Source organism: Neobacillus sp. WH10, assembly GCF_030123405.1.
Classification (GTDB): Bacteria; Bacillota; Bacilli; order Bacillales; family Cytobacillaceae; genus Neobacillus.
Genome location: NZ_CP126110.1, coordinates 683,199 through 709,704 on the forward strand (window position 1 = coordinate 683,199; position 26,506 = coordinate 709,704).

A 26,506-nucleotide genomic window follows, 5' to 3' on the forward strand; every position below is an offset into this window, starting at 1 on the left:
ATGTTGTCTTCTATTTATCTTAAAGCAAGTAGATAGACTGGACAATGAATGTCACAGAATCGTTAAATCCTTTTGTTTACCGGGCACAAAAATAGCATCTTTAATTCGTGAAGCAGGGCCATATTAACAGATCAGTTTAAAATCTATAATTTAAATTAATAAATAAATGGCAAACTCTTAAGAGTAGGAATGATGATTGAGTAATATAGTTAAATATCGTAAAGATGAGTTGGGAGATGTAGCAAATGGAAATCCAAAATCAACTATTTACAACCGAACAGAACCAATTATTAAGTGCACGAAAAAAACTCTACCAGCTATTACATCAACTATTATCAGATCCTATTTCTTTTGAAAGATTTATTGAAATTAAAGAACAGGGATATATAGATGGACTGATAGAATTAGATAACTCTGTGCAAATTTTATACGATTTTTTTTATTGTCAGGATATAGACGAATCAATACAAAAAGCTCGGGAGGACTTCTTCCGTTTATTTATTGGACCTGATTCCTTACTTGCACCACCATGGGAATCTGTTTATAGGAGTAAGGATAGGGCGTTATTTGATTTCCCTACATTTGAAGTAAGAAATCTTTATAATCAATTTGGACTTGAAGTTAGAAAAAGAGATAACCTTCATGATGAAGCAGATGATCATATCGTATTTGAAATTGAATTCATGATTGCATTAATAGAAAAAACACAAAAGGAAGAAGAGAGGGATGTACTCATTGAGTTATTGGAAGGTCAGAAAATGTTACTTAGTGAACATCTATCAAAATGGGTTCCTCAATTTTCATTAGACATTCGGAATAATGCATCATCAAGTCTTTTTATTGGAATTGGATATTTGTTAGATTTCTTTACCAAATTTGATTGTGAACTTGTTGATGATTTCACTGTTTCTATTAATAACTGTTGAAACACAATTCTATGAATAAAAGATAAGTAAGTAATTTTTTGTGATGTTAGGAGGAATAAATATGAGTAAAAGTTTATTTGATCGTATGAATGAAAGAAGGCTGTCGCGCAGGAGTTTTATTAAATGGTCAAGTGCAGTTACAGCACCAGTTATAATTGGAGGAATGGCAAGTGAAACAAAAATCGTTGATAAAGTAAATGCGGCTGGAACGGTTAAAGCATCTAATGAACAAATTCTTTCAACATGCTCGACAATTAATTGTGGTGGCAGATGTTTAATAAGGGCTCATATCAATGATGGAGTTATTACACGTTTAAGTACAGATATTAAAGAAGATACATTTGAATTACCTCAACTTCGTGCATGTATAAGAGGACGAGGATATAGGCAGTTTGTCTATAATCCTGATAGATTAAAGTATCCAATGAAAAGAGTGGGAAAACGTGGTGAAGGGAAGTTTGAAAGGATTTCTTGGGAAGAAGCCATTGAATACATTGCAAAGGAACTAACAAGATTAACAGATAAACATGGGCCTGCAAGCCGCTATAGTAATTATTCTACTGGGCATTCGGGAAGTATCATCGGAGCTGGCAATATGATTCAAAAAATCTTTGCTCTAACGGGAGGGTACTTGGGGTACCACAACTCATATAGTTCTGCTCAAACTTCAACGGCAACTCCTTATACCTATGGAACGACACAAACAGGTAATACATTAAATACATTATCTGATTCAAAATTGATAATTTTGTGGGGACATAACCCAGTAGAAACTCGCTGGGGAGTAACAGACTACTACGTTAAAAAAGCTAAAGAAGCAGGTGTGAAAGTAGTAGTTATTGACCCCAGACAATCTAATACTGCTGTTGGTTTAGCGGATGAGTGGATACCAATTTTGCCGACTACAGATAATGCAATGATGGATGCCATGCAATATGTTATTATTTCTGAAAAATTATATGATAAGAATTTTATAGATAAATATTGTGTTGGTTTTGATGAAGAAAATATGCCGGAAGGGGTTCCGCAAGGTGAATCATTAGTTAGTTACATTCTAGGTGATAAAGATGGAATAGCAAAAACTCCAGAATGGGCGGAGAAAATATGTAAAGTTCCAGCTGAAACCATTCGAAAACTTGCTAGGGAATACGCAACAAATAAACCATCCGCATTACTGCAGGGATGGGGTCCGCAAAGACAAGCATTCGGTGAACAGTTTGTTCGAGGTGGAACGGTTCTTGCAGCTATTACGGGAAATGTCGGTATTAGAGGTGGATGGGCATCTGGTTCTGGATATATAAGTTTAGTAAAAACAACATCAGTACCAAAAGGAACGAATCCACTAGGTAATTTAACCATTCCGTGCTTCCTATGGACAGATGCAGTTGTTAGAGGAACAGAGATGGGTGAAAAAGATGGAGTTAAGGGGCTTCCAGAGGGTCAAGAAACACTGCCATCAAATATTAAAGCTATTTTTAACCTAGCGGGAAATGCTCTAATTAATCAACATTCTGACTGTAATAAAACTGCTGAAATATTAAGAAATGAAAATCTTGTTGAATTAATTGTTGTCAGTGAAATCTTTATGACTCCAAGCGCAAAGTTTGCTGATATTTTACTGCCGTCAAATACTTTTATGGAAAGATGGGATATTGGTACTACTTGGGCGCCATCGCAACACGCTATCTTATCTCAAAAGTGTATTGAAAATATGTACGAGTCAAAGTCAGATTATGAATGGTTGACTATGTTGGCCAAAAAGTTAGGTATCGAAAAGGAGTTTACCGAAGGAAAATCAGAGTTGGATTGGGTCAAATGGTCCATTGAAGAATCCCGAAAGAAAGATCCTCATTTCCCTGCTTTTGAGGAGTTTAAGAAACAAGGTATCTACCAGGTTTCATTGGAGAATAACACAGTAATTGCATTTGAAAAGCAAATAAAAGATCCTGAAAATAATAAGTTTGAAACTCCATCAGGAAAAATAGAAATTTTTTCAAAGGCTCTTTGGGATATGAATAATCCAGAAGAAATACCGGCAATCCCAAAATATGTAGCATCTTGGGAGGGACCGGAAGATTCGCTAACTAAAAAATACCCACTGCAACTTATCGGTTGGCATTATAAACGTCGCTGTCATTCCACGTTTGACAATAATAAATGGCTGGAAGAAGCCGGTCCACAAGTCATGTGGATGAACGAACGGGATGCGAAACAAAGGAAAATTAAAGATGGGGAGCGAGTAAGAGTATATAATGACCGTGGGGAAGTACAAATGCCTGTGAAAATTACAAATAGAATCATTCCTGGAACAGTTGCTATACCGCAAGGAGCATGGTGGTCCCCTGATGTTAAAGGTATTGATCAGCGTGGCAATATAAATACACTAACTAGTCAGCGGCCATCAGCTTTAGCTAAGGGAAATCCACAACATACTAATTTAGTTGAGGTAAGGAAAGCGTAGATAGACGAAAGGAGTGAATATTGGTGGTTCAATTAGGATTTTTTATTAACAATGAATATTGCAACGGTTGTAAAGCTTGTGTAATAGCCTGTAAGGATAAAAATGACCTTGAAGTAGGTGTGAATTTTCGTAGAGTATATGAGAATTCCGAGGGAGATTATGTTGAGAGAGATGAAGCGTTCATTCAAAATATTCAAACCTTTTTCACCTCTATATCTTGTAATCATTGCGAAAACCCAGCATGTGTCCAGGGCTGTCCAACAGGTGCAATGCATAAGCGTGAAGAAGACGGTGTAGTTTTAGTTGATCAGAATAAATGTGTTGGATGTAAATATTGTATCTGGAATTGTCCATATGGCGGACCACAGTATAATGAAAAAATTGGGAAAATGACAAAATGTGACTTCTGTATTGATCTTATCGATAAGGGAGAAAATCCTGCATGTGTAGGAGCATGCCCTATGCGCGCTTTGGATTATGGTCCAATCGATGAATTAAGAAAAAAATATGGAAATGTTAGAGATATAAAGGGGTTACCAAGTTCTTCAATTACTGAACCTAATATTGTAATTAATGCTAATAAATATGCGAAGTAATCTTTGGAGGGATTCTAATGCATGAATGGCCATTATTAATTTTTACAGTTTTAATCCCTGCTTCTGTTGGTGCTATTCTGTTTCTATGGTTTATCCATGGGAACATTGCCAAGAGCAACGGCGATACAATAAAAATAATGAAAATACCGCTTCTAGTAATTGCAATTCTTTCTATAATAGGTTTAATCGGTTCATTCTTTCATCTCGGCTATCCGCTGAATGCTATAAACGCCATTAAAGGGTTTGGGCGGTCTTGGATGAGTAATGAGATTGTCGCTACCGGAGCATTCATTGCTTTAGCATGTTTAACTGCCGGTCTTACGATTGCCCAAAAGAAAATCAATCCAATCCTCATGTTGATTACTGGGCTGGTTGGAGTTATTGATATTTATTGCATGGCAACAGCCTATGCTGTTACACGTGTTAACGGCTGGAATCATCTGAACACATATTTCGTATTTTATGGGACCGCTTTTTCTTTGGGGCCAATCCTTGGTGCAAGCCTTTTGGCACCATCTCTCAAGGGTGAAGCAATCCAAAAAGTTATAAAATGGGCATTTGCATTTAGTATCATAGGGATTGCTGTCCAACTAATTGGTTCCGCCATGTTCAATGCTTATATACCTGAAATTCAGACAATCTCGGGGGAAACAGCTGCTAATAAAATGGTGCCATATTCCGGTATGATCGGGGTACGATGGGTTATCGAAATTGCCGGGCTCCTGCTGCTGGCTTATTTATCACTTAATACTAAGAAAAATATGAAATACGCCTTCATCTATGCTGCACTGATCTTCTTTGTACTTGGAGAAGGCGTGAGCAGATATGTGTTTTATGTATTAGGTTCATAAGATATCGGGCAGATGCTAACCGCTTCTGCCTTTGAATATGGTCGGGGGTGACATCAGTGGGATTCGTTGAAATGTGGGTTGAAAGTCTTGTTTATGATTACGAAATTTTATCATCAGCTTGTGTACACCATAAAAGCCCCCGATCCAGCTGTGAAAAATGTCTGGATGCCTGCCAAGAAGGTGCCATAATTTTAACACAGGGCAAGCCAATAATTGATAATCAAAAGTGCACAGAGTGCGGAAAATGCATGGTAGCCTGCCCAGTTCAAGCTGTCACTGGCATACTGCCAAAGCAGTCCTTTTTTCAAAAAAAATTAATTGCCACAAATATTGAACCCCCATCTATAAAGGAATTGTTGATTTACAATGCTAAAGGAGTCACTACAATTGCCTGTGAAGAAAAAGAGTTCAGTCAAGCATGGAAGGATTCAGTAGAAGAAGTCAATTTATTATTAGATCAACTTGGTAAGGCGCCTTTTATGACAGAGACAGAAACAAGTTTTGGGAACTCTTATTCAAGAAGAGAGCTATTCTCTCTTTTGAAGAAAGAAAGTCAGTCATTGGTAAGGCAGGTAACACCAGCTAAATGGCGATTTAACCACTTGGATCTAGATGTGAATCAATATTATCCTGATCATCAATTTTTTGATGTGACCATTGCGCATGAAAAGTGTACTTTCTGTAAGGCTTGTAAAGTGACGTGTCCTAAAACTTGCTTTAGATTAGAAGACAATGATTTTACGATAAACCTTCAGTCCTGTTCCGGGTGTATGCTTTGTCAGGAGCTTTGCCCAGAAAAGGCTATAACCGTAACAAGTTCTATAGCAACAGCGGTTACGAAATGCTTGGAGGTCTATCAGAAAACGTGCAACCTATGCAAAAATAGCTTTCAAACTTTGCATGCCCAAGATGAAAAATGTCCGGTTTGTGCGAGTCGGAGGGCTGATTACTTAAATAGTCAAACATGTTAAAGATGAAAAGAGATGAATTATAATGTTATCAAACATCGGGATACCAGGTTTAATCATTGTTTTAGTCCTGGCATTAATCATATTCGGGCCTAAGAAACTACCGGAATTAGGAAGGGCAGTTGGTCAATCCTTAAAAGAATTCAAATCATCCACTAAAGGTTTGATGGATGAGGAAAAGGAAAAGAAGGCGTAATCACAAAGCTGCAATTGGAAAATATGTTGTTTCGCGGGTAGATATGGTGTCAGGCACCACGAAGGTTATTTCGTGGTGCCTGACACCATTTTTTTGATAGCTTTTTATTTGATTTACTTACAAAAAGTACTATAGTGTTTAATATACAATTGACAAACTAAGAAACGATTGTTTGAACAACAAAGGAGAAATGATCATGTTAAATGAAATTTTATCAACCTTTGCTTCCATGTTTGATTGGCATATGTGGGCAGAAGTGTTGACCTCACCACAATCCTGGGGCTTAATTTTATCCTTAGCCGTACTAGAATGTATTTTATCTGCAGACAATGCCTTGGTTTTATCTGCTTTTGTCAAGCCACTACCAAAACAACAGCAAAAGAAAGCATTAATATATGGGTTATGGGGAGCTTATTTATTCCGCTTCATTTTCATTGGACTCGGAACATTTCTAATTAAGCTATGGTTCATTAAGTTAATTGGAGCGCTCTATTTACTCTGGCTGTCCTTTAAATTCTTTAGAGACAAATTTAAAAGTAATGATGATGGTGAAGAGGAAACAACGCGTGAGCCAAAAGGCTGGTTAACGAAAACCTTTGGTTTTTTCTGGGCGACAGTTATTAGTGTCGAACTGATGGATCTGGCCTTTTCCGTAGATAGTATTCTTACCGCACTTGCGGTTTCAGAGGAAGTTTGGGTGTTATTACTTGGCGGGATGATTGGAATTCTACTAATGCGGGGAGTTGCTACATTTTTTATCAGCTTAATGAACCGAGTTCCAGAGCTCGAAACGACTGCATATGTACTGATTACATTTATTGCGGTTAAGATGGGGCTGACGCTCGTAGATATCGAGATTCCGAATGAGATATTTATTATCGTCATGGTCCTTGCTTTCTTGATTACGTTTATCATTCACGGAATTCGGAAGTCAAAAGCTGAAAAGTATTCTCATTGATTAGAACACATTAATTTCTAGGTACATTCGCCACCTGAATGAACAAAGGGTAAATGGAGGGAATATTAGTGCTAAAACTTGGTGTAATCGGACTAGGGGATATTGCGCAAAAGGCATATCTACCTGTTTACAGTAAAATACAAGATGTTGATTTTCATTTTTATACAAGGAATCAAGAGAAGCTCCAATCCATTGGCAGCCAATACCGTTTTGAAAATCTCCATACTAGTCTTGAGTCATTGCTGGACAGTGGTATTAAATGTGCATTTATTCACTCATCGACATCCTCTCATGAGGAAATCGTCCATGAATTGTTAAAGCACAACATCCATGTATTTGTTGATAAACCCATTACGGACAATTATGAAGGGGCAAAAAAGCTTGTTAAATTGGCGGAAGAGAAGGGTCTCATTCTCATGACCGGTTTTAATAGAAGATATGCGCCTTCCTATACGAAACTGAAGGAAGTAACAGATCCGAATATGGTGATTGTCCAGAAAAATCGCAAAGGACTACCTGGGGAGCCAAGAACATTTATTTATGATGATTTCATTCATGTTGTCGATACGATGAGATATTTATTTCCGCATCCAATTGAGGAGTTGATTGTGAGGGGAAAAATGGAAGGTGACACCCTTTACCATGTCGTCGTGCAATTTATTTCGAGCGGGGCAGCAGCCATCGGGATCATGAACAGAGATAATGGAACAAACGAAGAAATTGCTGAGGTAATGGGACCTTTGGAAAAAAGAACAGTTTACAATGTTTCGAAGTTAGTGATCTCAAAAGACATGGATACGATCGAAGTTCGCGGCAGCGACTGGGAGCCGACCCTGTTCAAGCGTGGATTCGAACAAATGGTTTCTGATTTCATTAATGCTGTTCGAACAAACAGTAAGCCAAAATTCTCGGCATTGGATGCACTAGCAACACATGAAATTTGTGAAAAAATTATCTTAAGTTTAGAAAAATAGTTGAAATGATAAAATATGGTACTAAACTAATGTAGCTGTGGTATGGCAAAGGAATCCCTTAAACTGAAACATGAGGGATTCCTTTTTCTATATGAAAATTACGTTAATAAGCTGTTGAAATATATAAGTCAAGTTGTAGAAATCTAATCTAACTATTAGCCAGCAAAAAAGAAGCTAGATTAGGCTATTTTCCTCTGGGTAGTTTTTCCTCATAAAAATGTTTGCGTTTACATATTGTATTATTACAGATTAGTGGTATGATAATGTTACAAGTTTAATATCGATCACATGTTACTGATACGATCAGGCATGGTGGTAAAATGAATGGATTTCTACATCCGTTTATTTGTACCTCCATGCCTTTTTTGTTATTTTTTACATCTTCTGGGAACCATAAACAAAAAAGCAAAGGAGTAATAGTAATGCGATTTAATTTTTTTAAAAAGGAATCAGTTGATTTTTATATACCAGTTAGTGGCAAGATAATTCCTCTCGAGGAAGTACCAGATCCCGTTTTTAGTCAAAAGATGATGGGAGAAGGGATTGCGGTGATGCCGGAAAAAGGAGATATTGTTTCTCCAGTAAAGGGGACCGTTATTCTTGTAGCAGCTACTAAGCATGCAGTTGGTCTTCGTGCCGATGATGGATCGGAAATTCTTATCCATGTCGGGTTAGAAACGGTCGCCTTGGAAGGAAAGGGCTTCAATGTTGCTGTCAACGAGGGGGACAAAGTTTCTGCTGGGCAACTACTAATAGAGGTTGATTGGGAATATATTAGTACAAATGCCAAAAGCACTATTACTCCGATTGTCATTACCAACAGTCAAGAAGGTAAAAAGCAATATGTTTTCACCGAGGAAAAGGAAGGGACTGCCGGCAAGACGGTTCTATTCACGGCTGCTGCTAAGTAATTCAAGAAGTGAAGTGCTACGTTCGACTTACAGCAGCACTTCACTTTTAGAAAAATACTTTAAGGAGGTGATGGACAAAATAGTAAGACTGATTCAAAAGCTGCTATTCGTCATTCTTTTGTAGAAATTATTCATTTTCATTGGTAGTGTTTTCAGATGTTTAGTAGTTTGATTAAAATTTATAGGGGGTAAAAACATGAAGAAATATTTTCAAAGACTTGGCCGCTCATTGATGCTGCCTGTAGCCGTATTACCGGCTGCTGCCATTTTATTGGGTTTAGGCTATTGGATTGACCCTACAGGATGGGGTGCAGATAGTCCATTTGCTGCCTTTTTAATTAAAGCAGGGGGCTCTATTATCGATAATATTCCAATTCTTTTCGCAGTTGGAGTTGCGTTAGGAATGGCCAAAGAAAAGGATGGCTCATCGGCGCTTAGCGGTTTGGTTGCCTACTTGGTTGTAACAACCTTGCTTTCAACCAACTCGGTTGCATTGCTGCAGGGAATTGATGCAGCTAAAGTAGATCCTGCGTTTGCGAAAATCGGAAATGCCTTTGTTGGACTTCTTTCAGGTATAGTCGCTTCGATGATGTACAATCGTTTTAGTCATGTAAAACTACCTGACGCATTTGCCTTCTTTAGTGGGAAACGTCTGGTGCCAATTATGACAGCGGTTGCAATGCTGGTGGTTTCTGCAGTCTTATTCTTTGTATGGCCTGTCGTTTATACAGGGTTAGTTTCTTTCGGTACAGGAATGAGTAAATTAGGTTATATAGGTGCTGGCTTATATGGCTTCTTCAACCGACTCTTAATTCCAACAGGGCTACACCATGCTTTAAACTCTGTCTTCTGGTTTGATGTTGCCGGAATCAATGATATCGGTAACTTCTTGTCTGGTAAAGGTGAAAAAGGGGTTACAGGTATGTATCAAGCAGGCTTTTTCCCAATTATGATGTTTGGGCTGCCTGCAGCAGCATTAGCGATGGTTCATACTGCAAAAACGAAAAAGAAAAAGCAAGTAGCTTCCTTAATGCTTGCAGCTGGTTTCGCTTCCTTCTTGACTGGGGTTACAGAACCAATTGAATTTGCTTTCATGTTCTTAGCACCAATGCTTTATCTTGTACATGCCGTTTTAACTGGTCTTTCCTTAGCGATTGCAGCGGCATTCCATTGGACAGCAGGATTTGCCTTTAGTGCAGGATTCATCGACTTTTTCTTAAGTTTAAAAAATCCAATGGCAAATCAACCATATTGGTTAATTGTTCAAGGACTAGTATTTGCAGTCATTTACTACTTCTTGTTCCGTTTCATCATTACGAAATTCAACTTAAAAACTCCTGGTCGTGAAGACGATGATGATGAGGTTGAAGAGGTTTCTCTTGCTAAGGGTGATAACAAATTTGCTGCAATGGCCGCTCAAATTTATGAAGGCTTAGGCGGGGATGCGAATGTAACAGGTGTTGATAATTGTGTTACACGTCTAAGAATGGAAGTAAAAGACATGAATGCCGTCGACCAAAAGAAAATTAAAGCGACAGGCGTACCGGGAATCAATATCGTCGGCCCGCAAAGCATTCAGGTTATTGTTGGTACTAATGTGCAATTTGTTGCTGATGAAATTATCAAAATCCGCAAGAAAAAGTAGAAGTATCATAGCATGAAATAGATGCAAAAACGCCTGGAATTTGAAGTCCAGGCGTTTTTTATCGTTTTCTTAATCTTTCGATGTGAAGAGTTAAGTAGCCGAGTTCATGCTCAGGAAGGTGGATACCGTGATTTAGTGAAAGGTCTTTGGAAAGCTTTTTTGCACAGTTGTAGGCCAGTGTGAATTTATTGTTGATCATTTTCAGCATCTCATCATCGATGGTATTCGGCTCCCCATTGCTAATCCTTGAAAGAGCAAAACGGAGATGGGTCATTAAGCGCTGATAAGAAAGATCGTCTTCGTTTATTTCAATATGTAAGTAATCCTTAATCGTCTGAACCATATCACCAATGATCGCTGTTTGCCGTAGCGTCTGCTTCATGTCCCCGCCTTGAAGATTAGCGGTGTGAAGATGAAGGGCGATAAAGGCTGCTTCATCCACAGGCATCTTGATGCTTGTCTTTTTCTCAATATGCCTAAGCGCCCACAGTCCGATATCAAATTCCTTCTTATAAAGTATTTTTATTTCATGAAGAAGCTTATTCTTTAGATTGATTCCATCACGTACACGTTCAATGGCAAAGGATAAGTGGTCGGTAAGGGCAATGTGAATATGGTCGTTTAATTTGCTTCCAAGGGATTCTTCGGCGTAGGTGATAATTTCTTCTGAGAGGGCAAAATGCTCTTCAGGTATTTGAAGAAGCAGCTGCTGAAATCTTTCATTTTCCTTCATGACAAATAGTTTTTCAATTTTACTAGGGTTAATAATATCGTTTTTCTTTTTCTGAAATGCAATTCCCGCCCCAATGGCAATTTTTTCTACATTATTATCTGTAACGACAACAGCATTGTTATTTAATATTTTTTTTATTTTCACATGAAACCACCTCCTTGTTTTTTTGGCCATACTGAAGATTAATGTTTAACGATTTTATAAGAATGATTTCAGACTTACGAATTCAGTACAAAATCATTCTTCTACCTTTTAGACTTTCGACATTATACCACTTTTTCCTTCTTTTATTGAAGTTAATCAGGAAAAAACAGTCGAACGTGCGGTTTTAATGTCTTTTTTTTGAAAAATGGTATAATTTAGATTTGGAATTGTAGCTGTTTTAAATAAACGCGAATAGGTGTAAGCGATGAAAGAACATTATTATGATAAATTATTAAACATAAAAACGAAGGGAGATAAAAATGAGGGAGGGGCCGACAACAAGTCCTTACATTATCATCCCTATGAGCCCACACCTTATAGTGCACTGGAAGAATTATTTCGTCATTATGAAGTGAAAAGCAGTGATCGGGTAGTTGATTTTGGGTGTGGGAAAGGGAGATTGAATTTTTATATTCACTATTTTTTTCATGCAACTGTTGCTGGGGTGGAGATGAATGAGACTCTTTTTCAAGCGGCAGTTAGGAATCTTGAAAGTTATGTGAGGAAAAAAGGCCGGGATCAAATTAAGTTTGTTTGCTGCCTGGCAGAGGAGTATGAGATTGACGAAAGGGATAATCGCTTCTATTTCTTTAATCCCTTTTCGATTCAAGTGTTTAGGAAGATTGTTAATAATATCTTATTATCAATGGAAGCATCGAAACGGGATATTGAACTGGTGTTGTATTATCCATCTGAGGATTATATTTATTTTCTCGAAAATCAGACTTCGTTTGAACTAAAAGGGGAAGTCATTTTGCCTCATTTATATGAACATAATTCAAATGAAAGATTTTTAATTTACCAGCTGCAGTTTTAGCGGGAGGGAGGGGTTTCTGTATGGAGAGTATTACGGTTGTTTCACTGCTAGATGTAATCAGTGAGTTGTTTTCGGAGGAGATTTCGATTGCGGTTTCGAATACGAAGGAATATATTTATTATCGCCCGAGTAAGCGAATTGATTTAAAAATCACGCCGGGTGATCCTTTGAAGGAAGGAACGATTGCCTATAAGGCGATTCATTCGAAACAAAAAATCTCTGAATTTATTAATCGTGATTTGTTTGGGGTTCCCTATCATGGTATGGCGGTACCGTTTTTTCACGAAGGGAAATTGGAAGGCTGTGTGACGGCGATCTTCCCGGCCTTAACGAGCGGAAAGCTGGTGGTGACTATCAAAACTCAAGATGGCTGGATTCCTGTGCCTTTTTCAAAAGTGATTTATCTGGAAGCAAAGGATAAAAAGACATATGTCTCGACCAAGGAACATAGTGGTACACATAAAAACTCGTTGCAGGAATTTGAGTTCCTTTTACCAAAGGATTATTTTATCCGCTGCCACCGCTCGTTTATCGTGAATGTCAATCATATTAAAGAGATTTTCCCTGATTCTCATTCGACCTTTATCCTTTCAATGGATAATGGGGATCGGGTGCCTGTGAGCCAATCTTATTCCAGTTATTTTCGCAGACTATTAGGATTTTAGAAAAATTCTGTTTAAGACCGTGATAATGCTGTTTTATCTGAATTTTCCGTAATGTATTCCCGAAATCCCTAGTTGATAAACTTTATCGGTTAAAATTATCTTAATATTTCACTTGGGGAGTGGGATGAAAGATGGAGAATAAATTTGAACGGATTCGGGATCAACGTCTTTGGGATCGTGTAGTGACTCCTGAAGAGGCTGCATCATGGATTGAAGATGGCATGACATTGGGGTTAAGCGGATTTACACGTGCTGGCGATGTGAAAGCGGTACCATTCGCTTTAGTGAAACGCGCTGAGACAGAAACCTTTAAAGTAAATGTCTATACGGGAGCTTCTTTAGGCTCCGATGTTGATAAGTTGTTTTCCGAGGCTGGGATTCTTAGGAAAAGACTTCCATTCCAGGCAGATCCGACAATGCGCAGCAAAATCAATAATGGGGAAATGATGTTTGTTGACCAGCACTTGTCGCATACGGCTGAATTAGTAAGAGCAGGCGTAATGGAACCTGTTGATTTCGCAATTTTGGAAGCGTTCTCAGTAACAGAAGATGGGATGGTGATTCCAACCACCTCGGTTGGAAATTCTTTATCATTTGCCTTGAATGCCAAATCAATCATTATCGAAATCAATTTAGCACATCAAGTTAATCTTGAGGGGTTACATGATTTATACGATCCCGGGAAGCAAGGGGAGAGGGACCCAATTCCGTTGAAAAAGGCTGATGATCGAATTGGGACGATGGGGATTCCAATTGATATCGAGAAGGTAAGAGGGATTGTGTTTACGAATCAGCTTGACTCACCATCAACGATTGTTCCACCTGATGAAGAAACTGTGATTATGGCGAATCACCTAATTGAATTTTTACGTACGGAAGTGAAGGCTGGCCGGCTGACGGAACGCCTTGCCCCGCTGCAGTCGGGGATTGGCTCGGTTGCAAATGCTGTTTTGCATGGCATGTTAGATTCAGAGTTTACTGACTTGGAGGTTTATTCTGAGGTATTACAGGATGCAGTTTTTGATTTAATCGATGCCGGTAAGGTTCGTTTCGCATCCTGCTGTTCGATTACCCTTTCCGATGGAAAAATGAAAGAGGTTTATGGGAATTTTGAAAAATACCGTGATCGCTTAATCATGCGGCCGCAGGAGATATCTAATCATCCGGAAATCATCCGCCGACTCGGCTTAATCTCGATAAATACAGCGCTGGAGTTAGATATCTATGGCAATGTCAATTCCACTCATGTTTCAGGGACGAAAATGATGAACGGAATCGGGGGTTCAGGTGATTTTGCACGCAATGCCCGCCTAGCCATATTCGTGACGAAATCGATTGCCAAAGGTGGTAAGATTTCGAGCATTGTCCCATTTGTTTCACACGTAGATCATACCGAGCATGATGTCGATGTAATTGTTACTGAGCAGGGGTATGCCGACTTACGCGGTTTGGCACCAAGACAGAGAGTTGAATTAATTATCGAACGATGTGCTCATCCAATGTATCGTGAGCAGCTTCGTGAATATTACCAGGAGGCGCTTGAGAGAGGCGGCCAAACCCCGCATGTGCTGGAGAAGGCTTTTTCCTGGCACACTAATTATGCTGCTAAAGGAACCATGTTGCAGCTGGTTGGGGAAACCGTTTAACCCCATATCTAAATAAAAGATCACAATACAAACTACAACAAACGCTTTGAGCCATCATATCAAAGCGTTTTTCCTTTTCCAATGATATAATTGTTGTATATTTATGGGAGAAATAGTATTAAGGGTGTCAGGCACCATTTACACTATAAAGGAGAAGGTAATGGTTGAAAGTAAACAGGAAATGGTTGAAAGTAAACAGGAAATGGTTAGAAGTAATCAGGTAATGGATGTAGGTAAACGAATTGATATGCTGGATTATTTAAGAGGGTTTGCACTGATGGGGATTATTTTGGTGAATATTATACCGTTGCTGTCGGTGAAACTGCCTTCGCCTCACACCATTGAGGCCTCTTACTGGAGGTTTTTATATTTATTTGTGGAAGGGCGCTTCTATACGATATTTACCTTTTTGTTTGGGGTTGGATTTTATATTTTTATCACACGGGCCAATGCAAAAGGAAGGAATGGATATGTTTTATTCCTAAGGCGTATTATTGCCTTATTTATCATGGGCTTGGTCCATGTGCAGTTCCATCCAGGCGAAGCGTTAACGGTTTACGCAATATGCGGGCTATTTATTTTGCCATTTTACAAAGCGAATAGGGTAGTTAATCTTGTGTTTGGAACCGCCATGTTAATCGTTATGGGGATTTTTTCATTCAAACTCTTTATGGTTATTCCTCTGATGTTATTGGGAATTGCAGCAGGTCAATTTCATGTATTTGAGGAGCTATCCAAAAAACGTAATAAGGTAATCCTTTTTACAAGTATCATGTTTGGTTTAAGTATTTTAGGCCTTATTTATCAATATCAATATGCCCCGGGTGTATTTCGTAATGGTTCGGAAATAGACTTCCAGGCGATGCAGAAATTTTTAAGCATTGGGATTTCAATCGGACCGATTATCTCGGCTTTTTATGTTGGGCTCCTTATGTTACTGTTGCAATCTTCATTTTTTCAAAAGCTGCTATCCCCATTAAAAAGCTACGGACGGATGGCGCTAACAAACTATATTTCGCAAACAGCCTTAATCTATCTGGCTGGTAATATGCTAAATTTATTCAACAATATTACCTATATACAATCTCTTTACCTATGTTTAACGATCTACATCATCCAGTTTATATTTAGCACAATCTGGCTGCACTTTTTTCGATATGGTCCATTGGAATGGATATGGAGAATGGTTACCTATTTAGAAATACCGCCACTTAGAAAAAGAACAAAAACCATTAGTTGTGACTAATAAGCTTAACAATGGGGGTGTCAGGCACCAATGGAAATGGACAAATGTCCTTTCAGGGTGCCTGACACCCTTTTTTTATCTAGCTCCAGCGCCTAGGGGCTCGGGGTCATAAGCCAATCCGTCAAGAAGGCTAAAAAAGCAGCCTTCTCGCCGGCTCGTCTTATGCCTGGCTACAGAAAGCTATCGCTTTCAGTACGCATTAAGGGAGACTAATCTCTGGCTTCGCTTTGCTTGCCAGTCGATCATTCTCCCTATATCGCCCCTGTTCAAGGCGCTTCCGCTTTTCTAATTGTCTAGCTCCAGCTCCAAGGGGCTTGAGGGGCAAAAGCACCTAGCAAGGAGCTTCCTCTTTTTCGATTTATCTAGATATTTGTGGAATTATCCGTAATCGGGTACAAACCTAGAGCCTGTATCTATTGCGGCTCATATAAATAAGTACACAGTAACAAGAGTGATAAATGGAAGGGCGGGACATGAGCGGAGTAATTATCCAAGGAGGCAGAGCTGTCTCATGATAACATCATAGATTAATAGCACTTGATAGAAGAACGCATAACCAGAGCGAACAGGGAAAAGGGGAATGAACAATGTATGAGTTTAGCGATTTAATGGGGAAAAATATAGAAATTGAGATTTCAGGTGGGTATTTTTACTCTGGAATACTAGTTGATTCTGGATTAGACATTATTGTTTTATATGTGGGGAAAACGGGGGCCTTTCTATATATTCCGTCGGTTCATATTCAGCGGATTAAAGAATCGAAAAAAGAGGAGAACAGTACTTACGATGAACCCCCTTTAGAAAAACCGCTCGAATCGGAGTCACAGGTGATTTCATTTCGAAGAATATTAACCAATGCTAAGGGGAGATTTGTTGAGGTGTATGTAACAGGGAAAAAGGCGATTCACGGCTATTTAACGAGTATTTTGAATGACTATTTTGTCTTTTACTCCCCAGTGTATAAAACAGTGTTTATTTCGATGAACCATGTTAAATGGCTGATCCCATATCCTGAAAATGCAACGCCGTATTCCTTGGATAGTAAATTTCTTCCTGTAAATCCAGCAAAGATTCCATTAGCTAGAAGCTTCGACGAGCAATGCAAAAAGTTAGAGAACCAACTGGTCGTCATCGATGGTGGTGACAGCAGTGAAAAAATAGGCTTACTGAAGAAAGCTGTTAATAAAAGGTTGACATTAATCACGGCAGAAAGGGAAACTGTGTATCGAAATTTAGAGCATGTCAAGACCATCTATTTGGCGAATTAAATCTGATAATAAAATAAAAAAGGCGGGTAACCGATCTACTTTTTGCTGCTGGTTGGGATTAATGTAGGCGGCTTAAAACCATTAAATCCATGGAAAAAGGAGTAGAAGGAAGCATTATAGAAAAAGAGAATATACGAAGCATAACAAAAACCAAAATCTTGGTCCCTTACACCTTTTATTAAAAGTCAAGATATTTAATGAATAACATGATAAAAGGGGAGAATTATATCATGTTGCACATTATATAAGACAGAAAAAGAAGGATAGATAAAGCAGATAAAATTTGCTTTATCTATCCTTCTTTTTGTTACAAATGACCTCACTTACTACAACAATATTATGAGCTGACTACGATTAGATAAGAAATTCGTTATTTAATAAAGGGTAACATTATAAAAGGTTAATTCTCATGGAAATGGTTCTTTAGTGACAGTGGTCATTTTATAGGACGTAAAGTAAATTGGGGCTAAAATCACTTAACAATAATTTCCAGATAGTGTAATATGACAGAGGATTTCAAATTTTTTGAAAGAGGTGTTTTTGGTGAAAGCATTGAAAAGAAGGCTATCGTGTATTTCTCTGACTTTTGTTGCTTGTTTTGTTCTTTTTGGTACCTTTAGTTTCTCTAACACCAAGGTCTCTGCAGAAACACACAACTATGATGGCAAAAGTCCTTACTATGATGATTGTGCTGCTAGCGGTGTGACGAAAAAGAGTTTGAGAATTAATAATTCAGACGGTTCTTATGCCAATCTAGAGTTAAAATTTAGTACGAAATGCAAAACAGCGTGGGCAAAGATCACTTTAAGCAGACCAGCCAAAACGAATGGGGAGGCTACCGCATTAGTTGTGCGAAACACCGATAATAAGCAATATCATTGTGGGTCCACTGGAGGTAATGGAGAGATAAATATAGGGCAAACCTCATGTTATACACCCATGGTATATGATTTAGATCCTCGTAAATCGAAGGCTGTTGGGTTCTGGCCATTTACCAGAGGCGAGACAGACTGGTATTAAAGGATATATGTTTTAATTGACTTATGAGTAAAGATAGGAAGGATTTCTTGAAAATAAAACTTAATCGGGTGACTCAGTCAATAATACTGATTATGTCGTCTATAATCGTTACTTTTGGTCTTTGGAATAATCAGGTATATGCGGAATCTCATTCGTATGATGGCAAAAGTCCTTATTACAATGGTTGTGCAAACTCAGCAGTAACGAAGGACAAAAAATGGATTGATTCTGTTTCATATGTAGAATTGAAATTCAGTACTACATGTAAAACTGCATGGGCAAAAGTTACAATCACCCAACCTGCAATATATAATCACGAAGCAGATGCAAGAATCGTTCGAGAGACAGACGGCAAAGCCTATACGTGTGATAGTCCTGAAGGAAATGGAGTCGTTAACAAGGGGCAGACCTCATGTTATACGCCAATGGTTTATGACTTTGACCCACGTAGAGCACAAGCTCAGGGCATACACGCTATTCCCAATAGTGACGCCTATAATAAAGCAGTAACTATTTGGTATTAGTGTAAAGTGACAATAAAGTTTATTTAATTTTAATACATCAAACACTCATAACCCCGTTCTGATTTTAGGACGGGGTTTTTTGGTACGCCCGGCATGAGATATTGTAGAATAGTACTTTTAGTATCCAGACTACATCTGTGTGGAATGTCGGGTTAAAACCTGGCTTAACCGTATAGTTGCTTCTCCAATATTAATCTCTAATGTTTTATTCTGATCCTGCCTGTCCTCTTCTATAGTAAAGGCTATCCAATTAGATTCCGTAGGATCTATGGTTGTAATGGCCAAAGCTTTTTGTACGTCAAAAGAATGCCAACACACGGTGGAAAAGTGTCTTTTTTTGGTACCAGAAACCATTCTAAAAATACTTCTTTCCTTTACTGAAAAATTCTGTAAAATGGAAATTGATAGTATTATTGATGTGTTTGGAGAGATCTCTATGGCGAAGTGTTTCCCGATTTTTGGAAAAGAAAATGAAACGGTTGTCTATAATCCTGATGAATTAATTGATCTTTTTCTTAATTGTACGGCTGATGGAATCTGTATTGTCGATATGGAGAATCGGTTTATTCGAATAAATCAAATGTATACCAGAATATTTGGCTATACAGAAGAAGATGTTTTGGGAAGAAGATTCGACGAATTTCCAATGTCTGAATTGGTGATAGAGATTGTAAAAGCAGTAAAACAAGGCAAAACCTTTCATAATATTAATACGCAGCGCTGCCATAAGGATGGCACCATTCTTGATATAGCTGTTTCTTATTCTCCTTTCCGAAATTCGCAGGGAGAAATAATTGCCATATTCGCCCTTTATCGTGATATTACAGAGCGAGTAAATATGGAAAGAGAATTAAAAAAAACGCGTGAATTGTATCGATTAATTACGGAAAATACAGCAGATATGATCAAGCTTTATTCATATGATAAAAAAATTATCTATGCTTCTCCCTCACATGAAAAAGGGATTGGGTATACGCCGGAACAATTATTCGGCAAAACAGTATATGACCTTATTTTACCTGAGGATAAAGAACATTTCGATAGCGCTTATCAAAAACTAATCGAAACGGGTGAGCCTCAGCTGTTTCAGACAAAAATTAGAACTGAGAGCAATGAAGTAATTGTTTCCGAGACAACTATGTCTCCTATTTATAATGAAACAAATGAGATTGAATCTTTTGTGACGGTTGGCAGAAATATTACTGATAGGGTAAAAAATGATGATGCGCTGCGTAATTTAGACCGTCTTTCAATTATCGGGCAATTAGCTGCCGGGGTTGCGCATGAAATACGAAACCCTTTGACTTCATTAAAAGGTTTTTCCAAACTTTTGAAAGGTACAACTGATAAAGAAAAGCAAGAAGATTATTTATCGATTATCACAAATGAACTGGACCGGATTGATATGATTGTCAATGAATTTATGTCGCTCGCTAAACCTCAAGCCATTCAATTTGAGGTGGAAAGTCTAAATACAATCTTGGAAAGCACGGTTAAAATTCTTCATCCACAAGCATTACTACATAATGTGCAAATCATAAACCACTACCATACAGATGAGATCGATTTACTTTGCAGCCCGCACCAATTGAAACAAGTCTTTGTAAATGTTTTAAAAAATGCTATTGAATCTATGCAGCACGGCGGTACCGTCCATATTGATGTCCAAAAAATAGAGGGGAAAAGAGTATTAATTAGTTTTTCCGATGAAGGAATTGGAATCGACACGGAGCTCATGGACTTTTTGGGAACACCATTTTACACCACCAAGGACAAAGGAATTGGACTTGGTCTAACGGTCAGCAACAAAATCATTCAAGAACATAACGGCACCATGAAAATTGAAAGCCAACTCGGCAAGGGCACCATCGTAAAGGTAGAATTGAAATATATATAATATGGATATCGTAATAAGGGTGTCAGGCACCACTCATGGACATTTGTCCTTTTGTGGTGCCTGACACCCTTATTTGGTGTAACGGTTTGCATAGCTGGAGGCGACGAAGGCATTCGGTTTGATTTTCGGTTCTACTCCCATGGATTCGATTCTTGTTACCATTTCTTTGACGAATTCACTTGTTTTGTTGCGCTTGCCTGCCCCGATATCGATATGTCCTTCCATTGTGAATGTTGCCCCCTCATAAAGATGTGGAAGGATAATATTGATTAACTCATTTTTTCTTTCCTCGGTGAACATGGAAACAATCTCTTCTGTTAGTGAAAGTTCAAGTGAGATTCGCTCATGTAAATGGGTCATTTTTCTGGGAATATTCACTTTTCTAATGCAAGCCCATACACCTTTTCCTTCATTTTGGATCACGATTCCAGTAATAAACGTGGTCTGGGATTTATGAACCTGTGAATCTGTTCCCACCATAAGACGGTAATGTCCCTTTGGATTACCTTTCATAAATGTAACAATCCGTTCAAAGACATGTTCGAACGACAGTCCATTCTCCTGAAGATTTTGAAACGAATGGTGATAAGCCGGGGAATTCCTCATAGATAAGCATCACAACTTTCCCTTTGGGTTGGAAAATATCTTTTTCGCTCTTACGATATTTTATGGAAAGGGGATAATTGGCGTGCAAAAGATGAAAATTCGTTTTTTGGTCTTAGTACCTTTTTGAAAAAGAGGTTCAATCTGGCATGACATCCGCAAAAGCAAAAGCACAAGTTGAAACAATTTTTCTTGTTTTGCTCAATGTTTCACAATATATCCATAGATTATTAAATTGAAAGCGCTTATATTTATAGTGTAGATAGAAAAATTAAGAAGTGAAATTACATCACAATAGGAGGGTGAATGAACTATGCCCATGACAACCTTTAAAGCTGCTGCTCATTTACAGAAGGGTGTTCAAGTTAAAGCTAAATCTCGTAATTTCGAGATAACCATTGATGAGCCAAAGGAATTAGGCGGAACGGATACGGGTATGAATCCTGTAGAATTAACTCTAGCAGCATTAGGTGCTTGCCAAGCCATCGTAGCTCGTGTGTATGCTAGAAAGTTCAAAATAGAATTTGATGATCTATGGATTGATGTGGAAGGAGATCTTGACACAGATGGCTTTATGAATAAATCTGATGTTCGTCGCGGTTATTCTGATATTCGTTTTAACTTTCATATTGCAACGGATGCACCTAGAGAAAAAGTTGAAGAGTTTGTAGCGTTTATTGAAAAGACATGTCCGGTTGGAGATACTATCGCGAACCCAGTGAACCTTAAATTAAATGAGATTATTTTAGAACCAAGAAAGGCCTGTGTGTAAAAACAAAAAACTAATTTCCGATTTTTGGGGTCAGCTCCCTCGCTACTTTACCACAACGGGGAACTGACACCTTTTATCCCTTCTTATGCCTGTCGCCGATAGTCAGGCGCCTTACGCTTTTCTTAACAAATCATCGTCTGCGTTAGACCAGAAAAAGGTTAATTATATAACAAAATACAAAAAAGAGATAAATTTCATAAAAGGCATTGTGTTGGTGTCGAAACATGGTATCATGGAGATAAAGGAAAATATTAGATTTCATGTGACTGATACGATCAGGCATGGAGGTAATAATGGAGGATTTACATCCTTTATTATTTCTCCATGCCTTTTTTGTATAAATTTTTTTATTTAATGGGTTGGGTTTTTGGTTACAAATTTATTAAAGGAGGATAAGAAATGAGAAAAAGAATTGTATCAGTATTTTGTGTCTTTGTCCTGTTAATGAGTATGGTGATGACGGGCATTCCACCTACTAAGGTTTATGCTGCTAATAACCAAAATTTAGCGCTAAATATGCCGACAGTTGACTCAGACCATGAAGTAGACTATGTGTCTTCTAAATATGCTGTGGATGGTAATCTTAATACGAAGTGGTCGTCTGCACCGGGATGGATGAACCCAAATGCTGACAATTCCTGGTGGTATGTGGACTTGGGAGCGGTATCTGAATTAGATCAGGTTGTCATTCACTGGGGAGATGCTCCAGCTACAAAGTGGAAACTACTGATTTCAAATGATGGGAAGACATGGGAGAATGCCTTTAAGGACAATAGAGTTCTTGATAGTAAGGATTATAGTGAAAAAGAAGAAGTTATTAAACTTGATAAATCTCAAGCAAGGTTTGTGAAGTTTCAAGGTATTGAAAGAACACCGGTTAGAGGGCAGCTTTTCGGCTATGCTTTTTATGAATTCGAAGTCTATGGTTATAGTAAAATAAATGAAATTGTAAACAGCATTACCTCCATTCCCGATTTAACTGCTGATTCGAATAAAATAACTCTGCCAGAGATGCCGGAAGGTTATAAAATTAGTTTATTTGGCAGCGATAAGCTACCTGTCATCGATCTTAGCGGCAAAATCTATAAACCGCTTGTGGATACGACAGTCAATCTATTATTTAAAGTGGAAGATAAAGAGAACCCTTCAATTTATGGCATTACGAAAAATATAGCTGTAAATGTACCAGGTCAATATAAAGCAAATGAAAGTGCTAATCCGGAACCTAAAGTGATACCATCTTTAAGGGAATGGTTTGGGCATGAAGGCCAGTTTAAATTAACCGATTCCTCTAGAATTGTCGTGAATCCTTCCTTTAAAAATGAGTTACAAACAGCAGCAGAAGAAACAGCAAAGGATTTGAAAGAAGTGAATGGCTTTCAGCTAAATGTTGTTTATGGAACTCCTGTTAAGGGAGACCTTTATCTAACATTGGATAAAGACCTAAGCTATTTAACACGCGGAGGATATATCTTCGATGTAAACGATTACATAACGATAACATCTGCTCAAGTGGATGGAGTATTTTATGGAACCCGGACTGCATTGCAAATTTTAAAGCAGAATCAAACAACCATTCCAAAAGGAATCAGTAGAGATTATCCAGCAAATGAAGAGAGAGGGTTCATGTTGGATGTTGCTAGAAAGTTTTACACGATCGATTTTTTACGTGATTATGTAAAACTATTATCTTGGTATAAAATGTCTAATTTCCAGATTCACTTGAATGATGATGTGTGGAGCCCATTTGCGGATGGCACCACGTATGCTTTTAGACTTGAAAGTGAGCGCTTTCCAGGGCTCGCGAGTCCGGAGCATTATACAAAAGAAGAATTTCGCAGTCTCCAACAATTAGGAATGAACTATGGGGTAAATGTTATTCCAGAGTTTGATACACCTGGGCATTCTGGGGCTTTCATTAATTATGACAAAGAGCTGGCAAATGGACATGGAGGGATGGATGTTACAAAACCAAAGACCATCCAATTTGTCGAAGGCTTATTCAGTGAATACATCGATGGCCCGAACCCTACCTTTATCGGTCCCGACGTTCATATAGGAACGGACGAATATCACACGCCAACACAGAAGGACGTGGAAGATTTCAGGGCGTATATGGACCATCTGATAAAATTTATTAACGCAAAAGGGAAACATCCATTAATATGGGGCGGGCTCACCGAATATAAGGGAACAACTCCGGTTGATACAAACACTACGATGAATGTTTGGAGTACTGGTTTTTCGAAGCCGGGGGAAATGATAGACCAAGGGTATAATATTATTAACACCGATGACGCGAATCTTTATATTGTTCCTAAAGCAGGTTATTACCACGATTACCTTGATGGAAAGAATTTATATGAAAATTGGGAAGCGAATAAGTTTCATGATTCCACATTACCATACGGGCACCCGCAGCTAAAGGGAGCGATGTTTGCTCTTTGGAATGATGTTTCTTATCCAAAGGGCATTACCATGGCCGATTCTCACGATCGAATTTTACCGGCGGTTCAAGTCCTGGCAGAGAAAATGTGGAACGGAGGCGAAACAAAACAGGATTTTACGAAATTTAGCAGTTTGGCTTCCGTTATTGGTGAGGCACCAAATACGAGCTTATCCCACCAGATAAATACGAATAATAAAGATGGAAACATTATTCAATATGCGTTTGATGATAATCTTCAGGATACGTCAGGAAACAATTATCACGGTACTCCAAAGAATACCGAATTCACGGAAGGAAAATTGAATAAAGGATTAAAGCTTAAAGGCGGAAGTAGTTATGTGGAAACGGGTTTAAAAAACCAAGGTTTCGGCTGGACAACCTCCTTCTGGATCAAACCTGACCAAGACAACCCTGAAAATGCCATCTTATTAGACTCGAAGAATAGTCAACTAAAAATCTCAAAGAATAAGATTGTTCTCTCAAGTGAAAATTACAGCCAAGAATTTAATTATAAGCTTCCTTATGATAAGTGGACAAATATACTATTAAAGGGTGACAACGAAAAAACCACCTTATATATTAACGGGAATGAATATACAGAACAGAAGCAAACTACCTTTGTTTTACCACTTGAAAAAATAGGAAGTTCATCTAACGCATTTAAGGGAAGTATTGATAATTTGCGTATTTACAACCGTACCATCAACATTTTAGGGGATGTCAATTACGCCTTAAATAAACAAGCATATGCTAGAGATTCAGAGGTAGATTGGGTTGGGCCGGAATTTGCAGTTGATGGAAAAAGCGGTACCAAGTGGGCTTCAGATTATCAAAAGCCAGACGCGGATTCTGCTTGGTGGTCCGTTGATTTAGGGGAAGAAAAGGAGATTAGCAAAGTCTCTATCCAGTGGGAAACGGCCTATGCAGAAACTTATAAGATCCTAGTTTCAAATGATAATAAAAATTGGATAAATGTTCTTCCAAATGATGGGGTTTTTCACGGGAAAGAGGGGCTTCAAGAGTCTACTTTTGCCCCGATTAAAGCACGATATGTAAAGTTTCAAGGTATCAAAAGAGCTACGGGCTGGGGCTACTGTTTCTTTGAGTTTGAAGTGTACGGGAAAACAAATGATTATGGTAAGTATGAAGCATTAGTGGAAGATGGTTTACAACTATATCATCTTGACAGAGGAGACGATGCTATTAGGGCAGAAGTCATGACATTATTAACGATGTATCCTTATGAATTTGATTCGAATGTTTCAGCCTTAATGAATAAGTTAGAGCAGCTCCGTCAATCAATTCCTGTACAGGATGAAAGAAACATGAAAGCTCTTCAAGAAACCATTGAATTGGCTGAAAGTATTTATAAGGGTGGAGAAATTGGGAATAAAGCAGGACAATTTAATGAAGCTGATAAAGCTGTGTTCGGTTCCAGTGTTGAGGAAGCAAAGAAGATTTATGCTCAATTACCATTAACAAATGAAGCAGTTCAAAAGGCAATATCTTCATTAAATATGGCCATTTCTGAATTCAAATCAAAAATAATCACCGATAAACATGAGAAACTACAAGTTCTAAAATCAGATAAATTTGGGAAATATCTGGCGGACATGAGTGGAATCACGCTTTATTATTCTAGTAAAGATACTCCAGATATTAGCTATTGCACTGATGAATGTCTTGCAGAATGGCAGCCGTTCTATCAAGAGACGATCAAGACGACAGACGGATACAAATCAAAAGATTTTGGGACAATCACAAGGAAAGATGGCCAAAAACAAACAACCTATAAAGGATACCCTTTGTATTACTATCAAAAAGATTACCTTCCAGGAGATACTAAAGGCCATGGTTTAAATAACATTTGGTTTGTGGTGAATAAGGATCTGCCATGATTACCTAAAACATTGTGAAGTATAATAGAGTTTAAATTGAAAAGGAAGAAATATTGACCACTAAGCAGGACAGTTTTTGGAGTAGATAATCCAAAAAGACATCAAATCCATATTTCATATAACAACATGTTAAGGGACAAGGATAATCTCCAAGTCCTTTTTCGTGTTAATTACAAAGTTTGTTTCTTCTAATCTAATGATAGTTATTAATGTATAGGATAAAAGTCTGATGGAATTTTATATGTTTTCTATTAAAATGAAATTAGTTTGTGAATATT

22 protein-coding genes are annotated in these 26,506 nt (G+C 38.1%); 20 read left to right on the forward strand and 2 right to left on the reverse strand.

Going from position 1 to position 26,506, the window contains the following annotated elements; all coding sequences use genetic code 11:
* The first annotated feature begins 245 nt into the window (after positions 1 to 245).
* The 10 genes from QNH20_RS03205 (at position 246) to nagE (ending at position 10,486) form a co-directional block, all read left to right on the forward strand.
* Positions 246 to 926: a TorD/DmsD family molecular chaperone gene (locus tag QNH20_RS03205; protein WP_283921492.1), complete on the forward strand. Its 681-nt coding sequence runs from the start codon at positions 246 to 248 to the stop codon at positions 924 to 926.
* Between the two features lie 61 nt (positions 927 to 987).
* A complete protein-coding gene (locus QNH20_RS03210; RefSeq protein ID WP_283921493.1) occupies positions 988 to 3,387 on the forward strand; it encodes a DMSO/selenate family reductase complex A subunit in 2,400 nt (799 codons plus the stop codon).
* Between the two features lie 23 nt (positions 3,388 to 3,410).
* Positions 3,411 to 3,983: a DMSO/selenate family reductase complex B subunit gene (locus tag QNH20_RS03215; protein WP_283921494.1), complete on the forward strand. Its 573-nt coding sequence runs from the start codon at positions 3,411 to 3,413 to the stop codon at positions 3,981 to 3,983.
* 17 nt (positions 3,984 to 4,000) lie between these two features.
* Positions 4,001 to 4,834, forward strand: a complete 834-nt coding sequence (locus tag QNH20_RS03220; protein WP_283921495.1) for a dimethyl sulfoxide reductase anchor subunit family protein — start codon at positions 4,001 to 4,003, stop codon at positions 4,832 to 4,834.
* Between the two features lie 56 nt (positions 4,835 to 4,890).
* Positions 4,891 to 5,805, forward strand: a complete 915-nt coding sequence (locus QNH20_RS03225) for a 4Fe-4S binding protein (RefSeq protein WP_283921496.1) — start codon at positions 4,891 to 4,893, stop codon at positions 5,803 to 5,805.
* 22 nt (positions 5,806 to 5,827) lie between these two features.
* Positions 5,828 to 5,998 (forward strand): twin-arginine translocase TatA/TatE family subunit, encoded by a 171-nt coding sequence (locus QNH20_RS03230; protein WP_283921497.1) that lies wholly within the window; start codon positions 5,828 to 5,830, stop codon positions 5,996 to 5,998.
* Positions 5,999 to 6,188: 190 nt separating this feature from the next.
* Positions 6,189 to 6,956: a TerC family protein gene (locus QNH20_RS03235; RefSeq protein ID WP_283921498.1), complete on the forward strand. Its 768-nt coding sequence runs from the start codon at positions 6,189 to 6,191 to the stop codon at positions 6,954 to 6,956.
* A gap of 68 nt (positions 6,957 to 7,024) precedes the next feature.
* Positions 7,025 to 7,930, forward strand: a complete 906-nt coding sequence (locus tag QNH20_RS03240) for a Gfo/Idh/MocA family protein (protein ID WP_283921499.1) — start codon at positions 7,025 to 7,027, stop codon at positions 7,928 to 7,930.
* Positions 7,931 to 8,352: 422 nt separating this feature from the next.
* The gene (locus QNH20_RS03245) at positions 8,353 to 8,841 is read left to right on the forward strand and encodes a PTS sugar transporter subunit IIA (protein ID WP_283921500.1); all 489 of its coding nucleotides are present in this window, start codon (positions 8,353 to 8,355) and stop codon (positions 8,839 to 8,841) included.
* A 196-nt stretch (positions 8,842 to 9,037) separates the two neighbouring features.
* Positions 9,038 to 10,486 carry an N-acetylglucosamine-specific PTS transporter subunit IIBC gene (nagE, locus tag QNH20_RS03250; RefSeq protein WP_283921501.1) on the forward strand — a complete coding sequence of 483 codons (1,449 nt, stop codon included), beginning with the start codon at positions 9,038 to 9,040 and terminating at the stop codon, positions 10,484 to 10,486.
* 58 nt (positions 10,487 to 10,544) lie between these two features.
* Here nagE and QNH20_RS03255 read toward each other — a convergent pair whose 3' ends face one another.
* On the reverse strand, positions 10,545 to 11,363 hold the full coding sequence (locus tag QNH20_RS03255; protein WP_283921502.1) for a PRD domain-containing protein: 819 nt from the start codon (positions 11,361 to 11,363) through the stop codon (positions 10,545 to 10,547).
* Between the two features lie 265 nt (positions 11,364 to 11,628).
* Between QNH20_RS03255 and QNH20_RS03260 the strand changes: the two genes are divergently transcribed.
* The 8 genes from QNH20_RS03260 to QNH20_RS03295 all read left to right on the forward strand — a co-directional run bounded on the left by QNH20_RS03260 (position 11,629) and on the right by QNH20_RS03295 (position 20,506).
* Positions 11,629 to 12,240, forward strand: a complete 612-nt coding sequence (locus QNH20_RS03260) for an SAM-dependent methyltransferase (protein ID WP_283921503.1) — start codon at positions 11,629 to 11,631, stop codon at positions 12,238 to 12,240.
* A gap of 20 nt (positions 12,241 to 12,260) precedes the next feature.
* A complete protein-coding gene (locus QNH20_RS03265) occupies positions 12,261 to 12,905 on the forward strand; it encodes a LytTR family DNA-binding domain-containing protein (protein WP_283921504.1) in 645 nt (214 codons plus the stop codon).
* Positions 12,906 to 13,036: 131 nt separating this feature from the next.
* Positions 13,037 to 14,551: a succinyl-CoA:acetate CoA-transferase ScpC gene (locus QNH20_RS03270; RefSeq protein ID WP_283921505.1), complete on the forward strand. Its 1,515-nt coding sequence runs from the start codon at positions 13,037 to 13,039 to the stop codon at positions 14,549 to 14,551.
* 223 nt (positions 14,552 to 14,774) lie between these two features.
* Complete coding sequence (locus QNH20_RS03275) at positions 14,775 to 15,797, forward strand: DUF418 domain-containing protein (RefSeq protein ID WP_283923335.1); 1,023 nt, start codon at positions 14,775 to 14,777, stop codon at positions 15,795 to 15,797.
* Positions 15,798 to 16,384: 587 nt separating this feature from the next.
* A complete protein-coding gene (locus tag QNH20_RS03280) occupies positions 16,385 to 17,065 on the forward strand; it encodes a DUF2642 domain-containing protein (RefSeq protein WP_283921506.1) in 681 nt (226 codons plus the stop codon).
* A 543-nt stretch (positions 17,066 to 17,608) separates the two neighbouring features.
* Positions 17,609 to 18,085 carry a YjfA family protein gene (locus QNH20_RS03285; protein ID WP_283921507.1) on the forward strand — a complete coding sequence of 159 codons (477 nt, stop codon included), beginning with the start codon at positions 17,609 to 17,611 and terminating at the stop codon, positions 18,083 to 18,085.
* A gap of 92 nt (positions 18,086 to 18,177) precedes the next feature.
* A complete protein-coding gene (locus QNH20_RS03290; RefSeq protein WP_283921508.1) occupies positions 18,178 to 18,609 on the forward strand; it encodes a YjfA family protein in 432 nt (143 codons plus the stop codon).
* 436 nt (positions 18,610 to 19,045) lie between these two features.
* Positions 19,046 to 20,506 (forward strand): PAS domain-containing sensor histidine kinase, encoded by a 1,461-nt coding sequence (locus QNH20_RS03295; protein WP_283921509.1) that lies wholly within the window; start codon positions 19,046 to 19,048, stop codon positions 20,504 to 20,506.
* A gap of 69 nt (positions 20,507 to 20,575) precedes the next feature.
* On the opposite strand, the gene QNH20_RS03300 is transcribed toward QNH20_RS03295, so the two are convergent.
* Positions 20,576 to 21,112, reverse strand: a complete 537-nt coding sequence (locus QNH20_RS03300) for a ribonuclease H-like YkuK family protein (protein WP_283921510.1) — start codon at positions 21,110 to 21,112, stop codon at positions 20,576 to 20,578.
* Positions 21,113 to 21,422: 310 nt separating this feature from the next.
* Here QNH20_RS03300 and QNH20_RS03305 point away from each other — a divergent pair, with 310 nt between their 5' ends.
* Both QNH20_RS03305 and QNH20_RS03310 read left to right on the forward strand, forming a co-directional pair.
* Positions 21,423 to 21,881 (forward strand): OsmC family protein, encoded by a 459-nt coding sequence (locus QNH20_RS03305; RefSeq protein WP_283921511.1) that lies wholly within the window; start codon positions 21,423 to 21,425, stop codon positions 21,879 to 21,881.
* Positions 21,882 to 22,280: 399 nt separating this feature from the next.
* Positions 22,281 to 26,228, forward strand: a complete 3,948-nt coding sequence (locus QNH20_RS03310; protein WP_283921512.1) for a discoidin domain-containing protein — start codon at positions 22,281 to 22,283, stop codon at positions 26,226 to 26,228.
* Positions 26,229 to 26,506: the final 278 nt, after the last annotated feature.

Bases quoted from the DNA above. Each gene is read 5' to 3' on its own strand.
- QNH20_RS03300 (WP_283921510.1), bottom strand. From the start codon at position 21,112: ATGAGGAATTCCCCGGCTTATCACCATTCGTTTCAAAATCTTCAGGAG.
- QNH20_RS03280 (WP_283921506.1), top strand. From the start codon at position 16,385: ATGTATGAGTTTAGCGATTTAATGGGGAAAAATATAGAAATTGAGATT.
- QNH20_RS03290 (WP_283921508.1), top strand. From the start codon at position 18,178: ATGTCGTCTATAATCGTTACTTTTGGTCTTTGGAATAATCAGGTATAT.
- QNH20_RS03220 (WP_283921495.1), top strand. From the start codon at position 4,001: ATGCATGAATGGCCATTATTAATTTTTACAGTTTTAATCCCTGCTTCT.
- QNH20_RS03265 (WP_283921504.1), top strand. From the start codon at position 12,261: ATGGAGAGTATTACGGTTGTTTCACTGCTAGATGTAATCAGTGAGTTG.
- QNH20_RS03210 (WP_283921493.1), top strand. From the start codon at position 988: ATGAGTAAAAGTTTATTTGATCGTATGAATGAAAGAAGGCTGTCGCGC.
- QNH20_RS03275 (WP_283923335.1), top strand. From the start codon at position 14,775: ATGGATGTAGGTAAACGAATTGATATGCTGGATTATTTAAGAGGGTTT.
- QNH20_RS03310 (WP_283921512.1), top strand. From the start codon at position 22,281: ATGAGAAAAAGAATTGTATCAGTATTTTGTGTCTTTGTCCTGTTAATG.
- nagE (WP_283921501.1), top strand. From the start codon at position 9,038: ATGAAGAAATATTTTCAAAGACTTGGCCGCTCATTGATGCTGCCTGTA.
- QNH20_RS03260 (WP_283921503.1), top strand. From the start codon at position 11,629: ATGAAAGAACATTATTATGATAAATTATTAAACATAAAAACGAAGGGA.
- QNH20_RS03230 (WP_283921497.1), top strand. From the start codon at position 5,828: ATGTTATCAAACATCGGGATACCAGGTTTAATCATTGTTTTAGTCCTG.
- QNH20_RS03245 (WP_283921500.1), top strand. From the start codon at position 8,353: ATGCGATTTAATTTTTTTAAAAAGGAATCAGTTGATTTTTATATACCA.
- QNH20_RS03295 (WP_283921509.1), top strand. From the start codon at position 19,046: ATGGCGAAGTGTTTCCCGATTTTTGGAAAAGAAAATGAAACGGTTGTC.
- QNH20_RS03270 (WP_283921505.1), top strand. From the start codon at position 13,037: ATGGAGAATAAATTTGAACGGATTCGGGATCAACGTCTTTGGGATCGT.
- QNH20_RS03305 (WP_283921511.1), top strand. From the start codon at position 21,423: ATGCCCATGACAACCTTTAAAGCTGCTGCTCATTTACAGAAGGGTGTT.
- QNH20_RS03235 (WP_283921498.1), top strand. From the start codon at position 6,189: ATGATCATGTTAAATGAAATTTTATCAACCTTTGCTTCCATGTTTGAT.
- QNH20_RS03205 (WP_283921492.1), top strand. From the start codon at position 246: ATGGAAATCCAAAATCAACTATTTACAACCGAACAGAACCAATTATTA.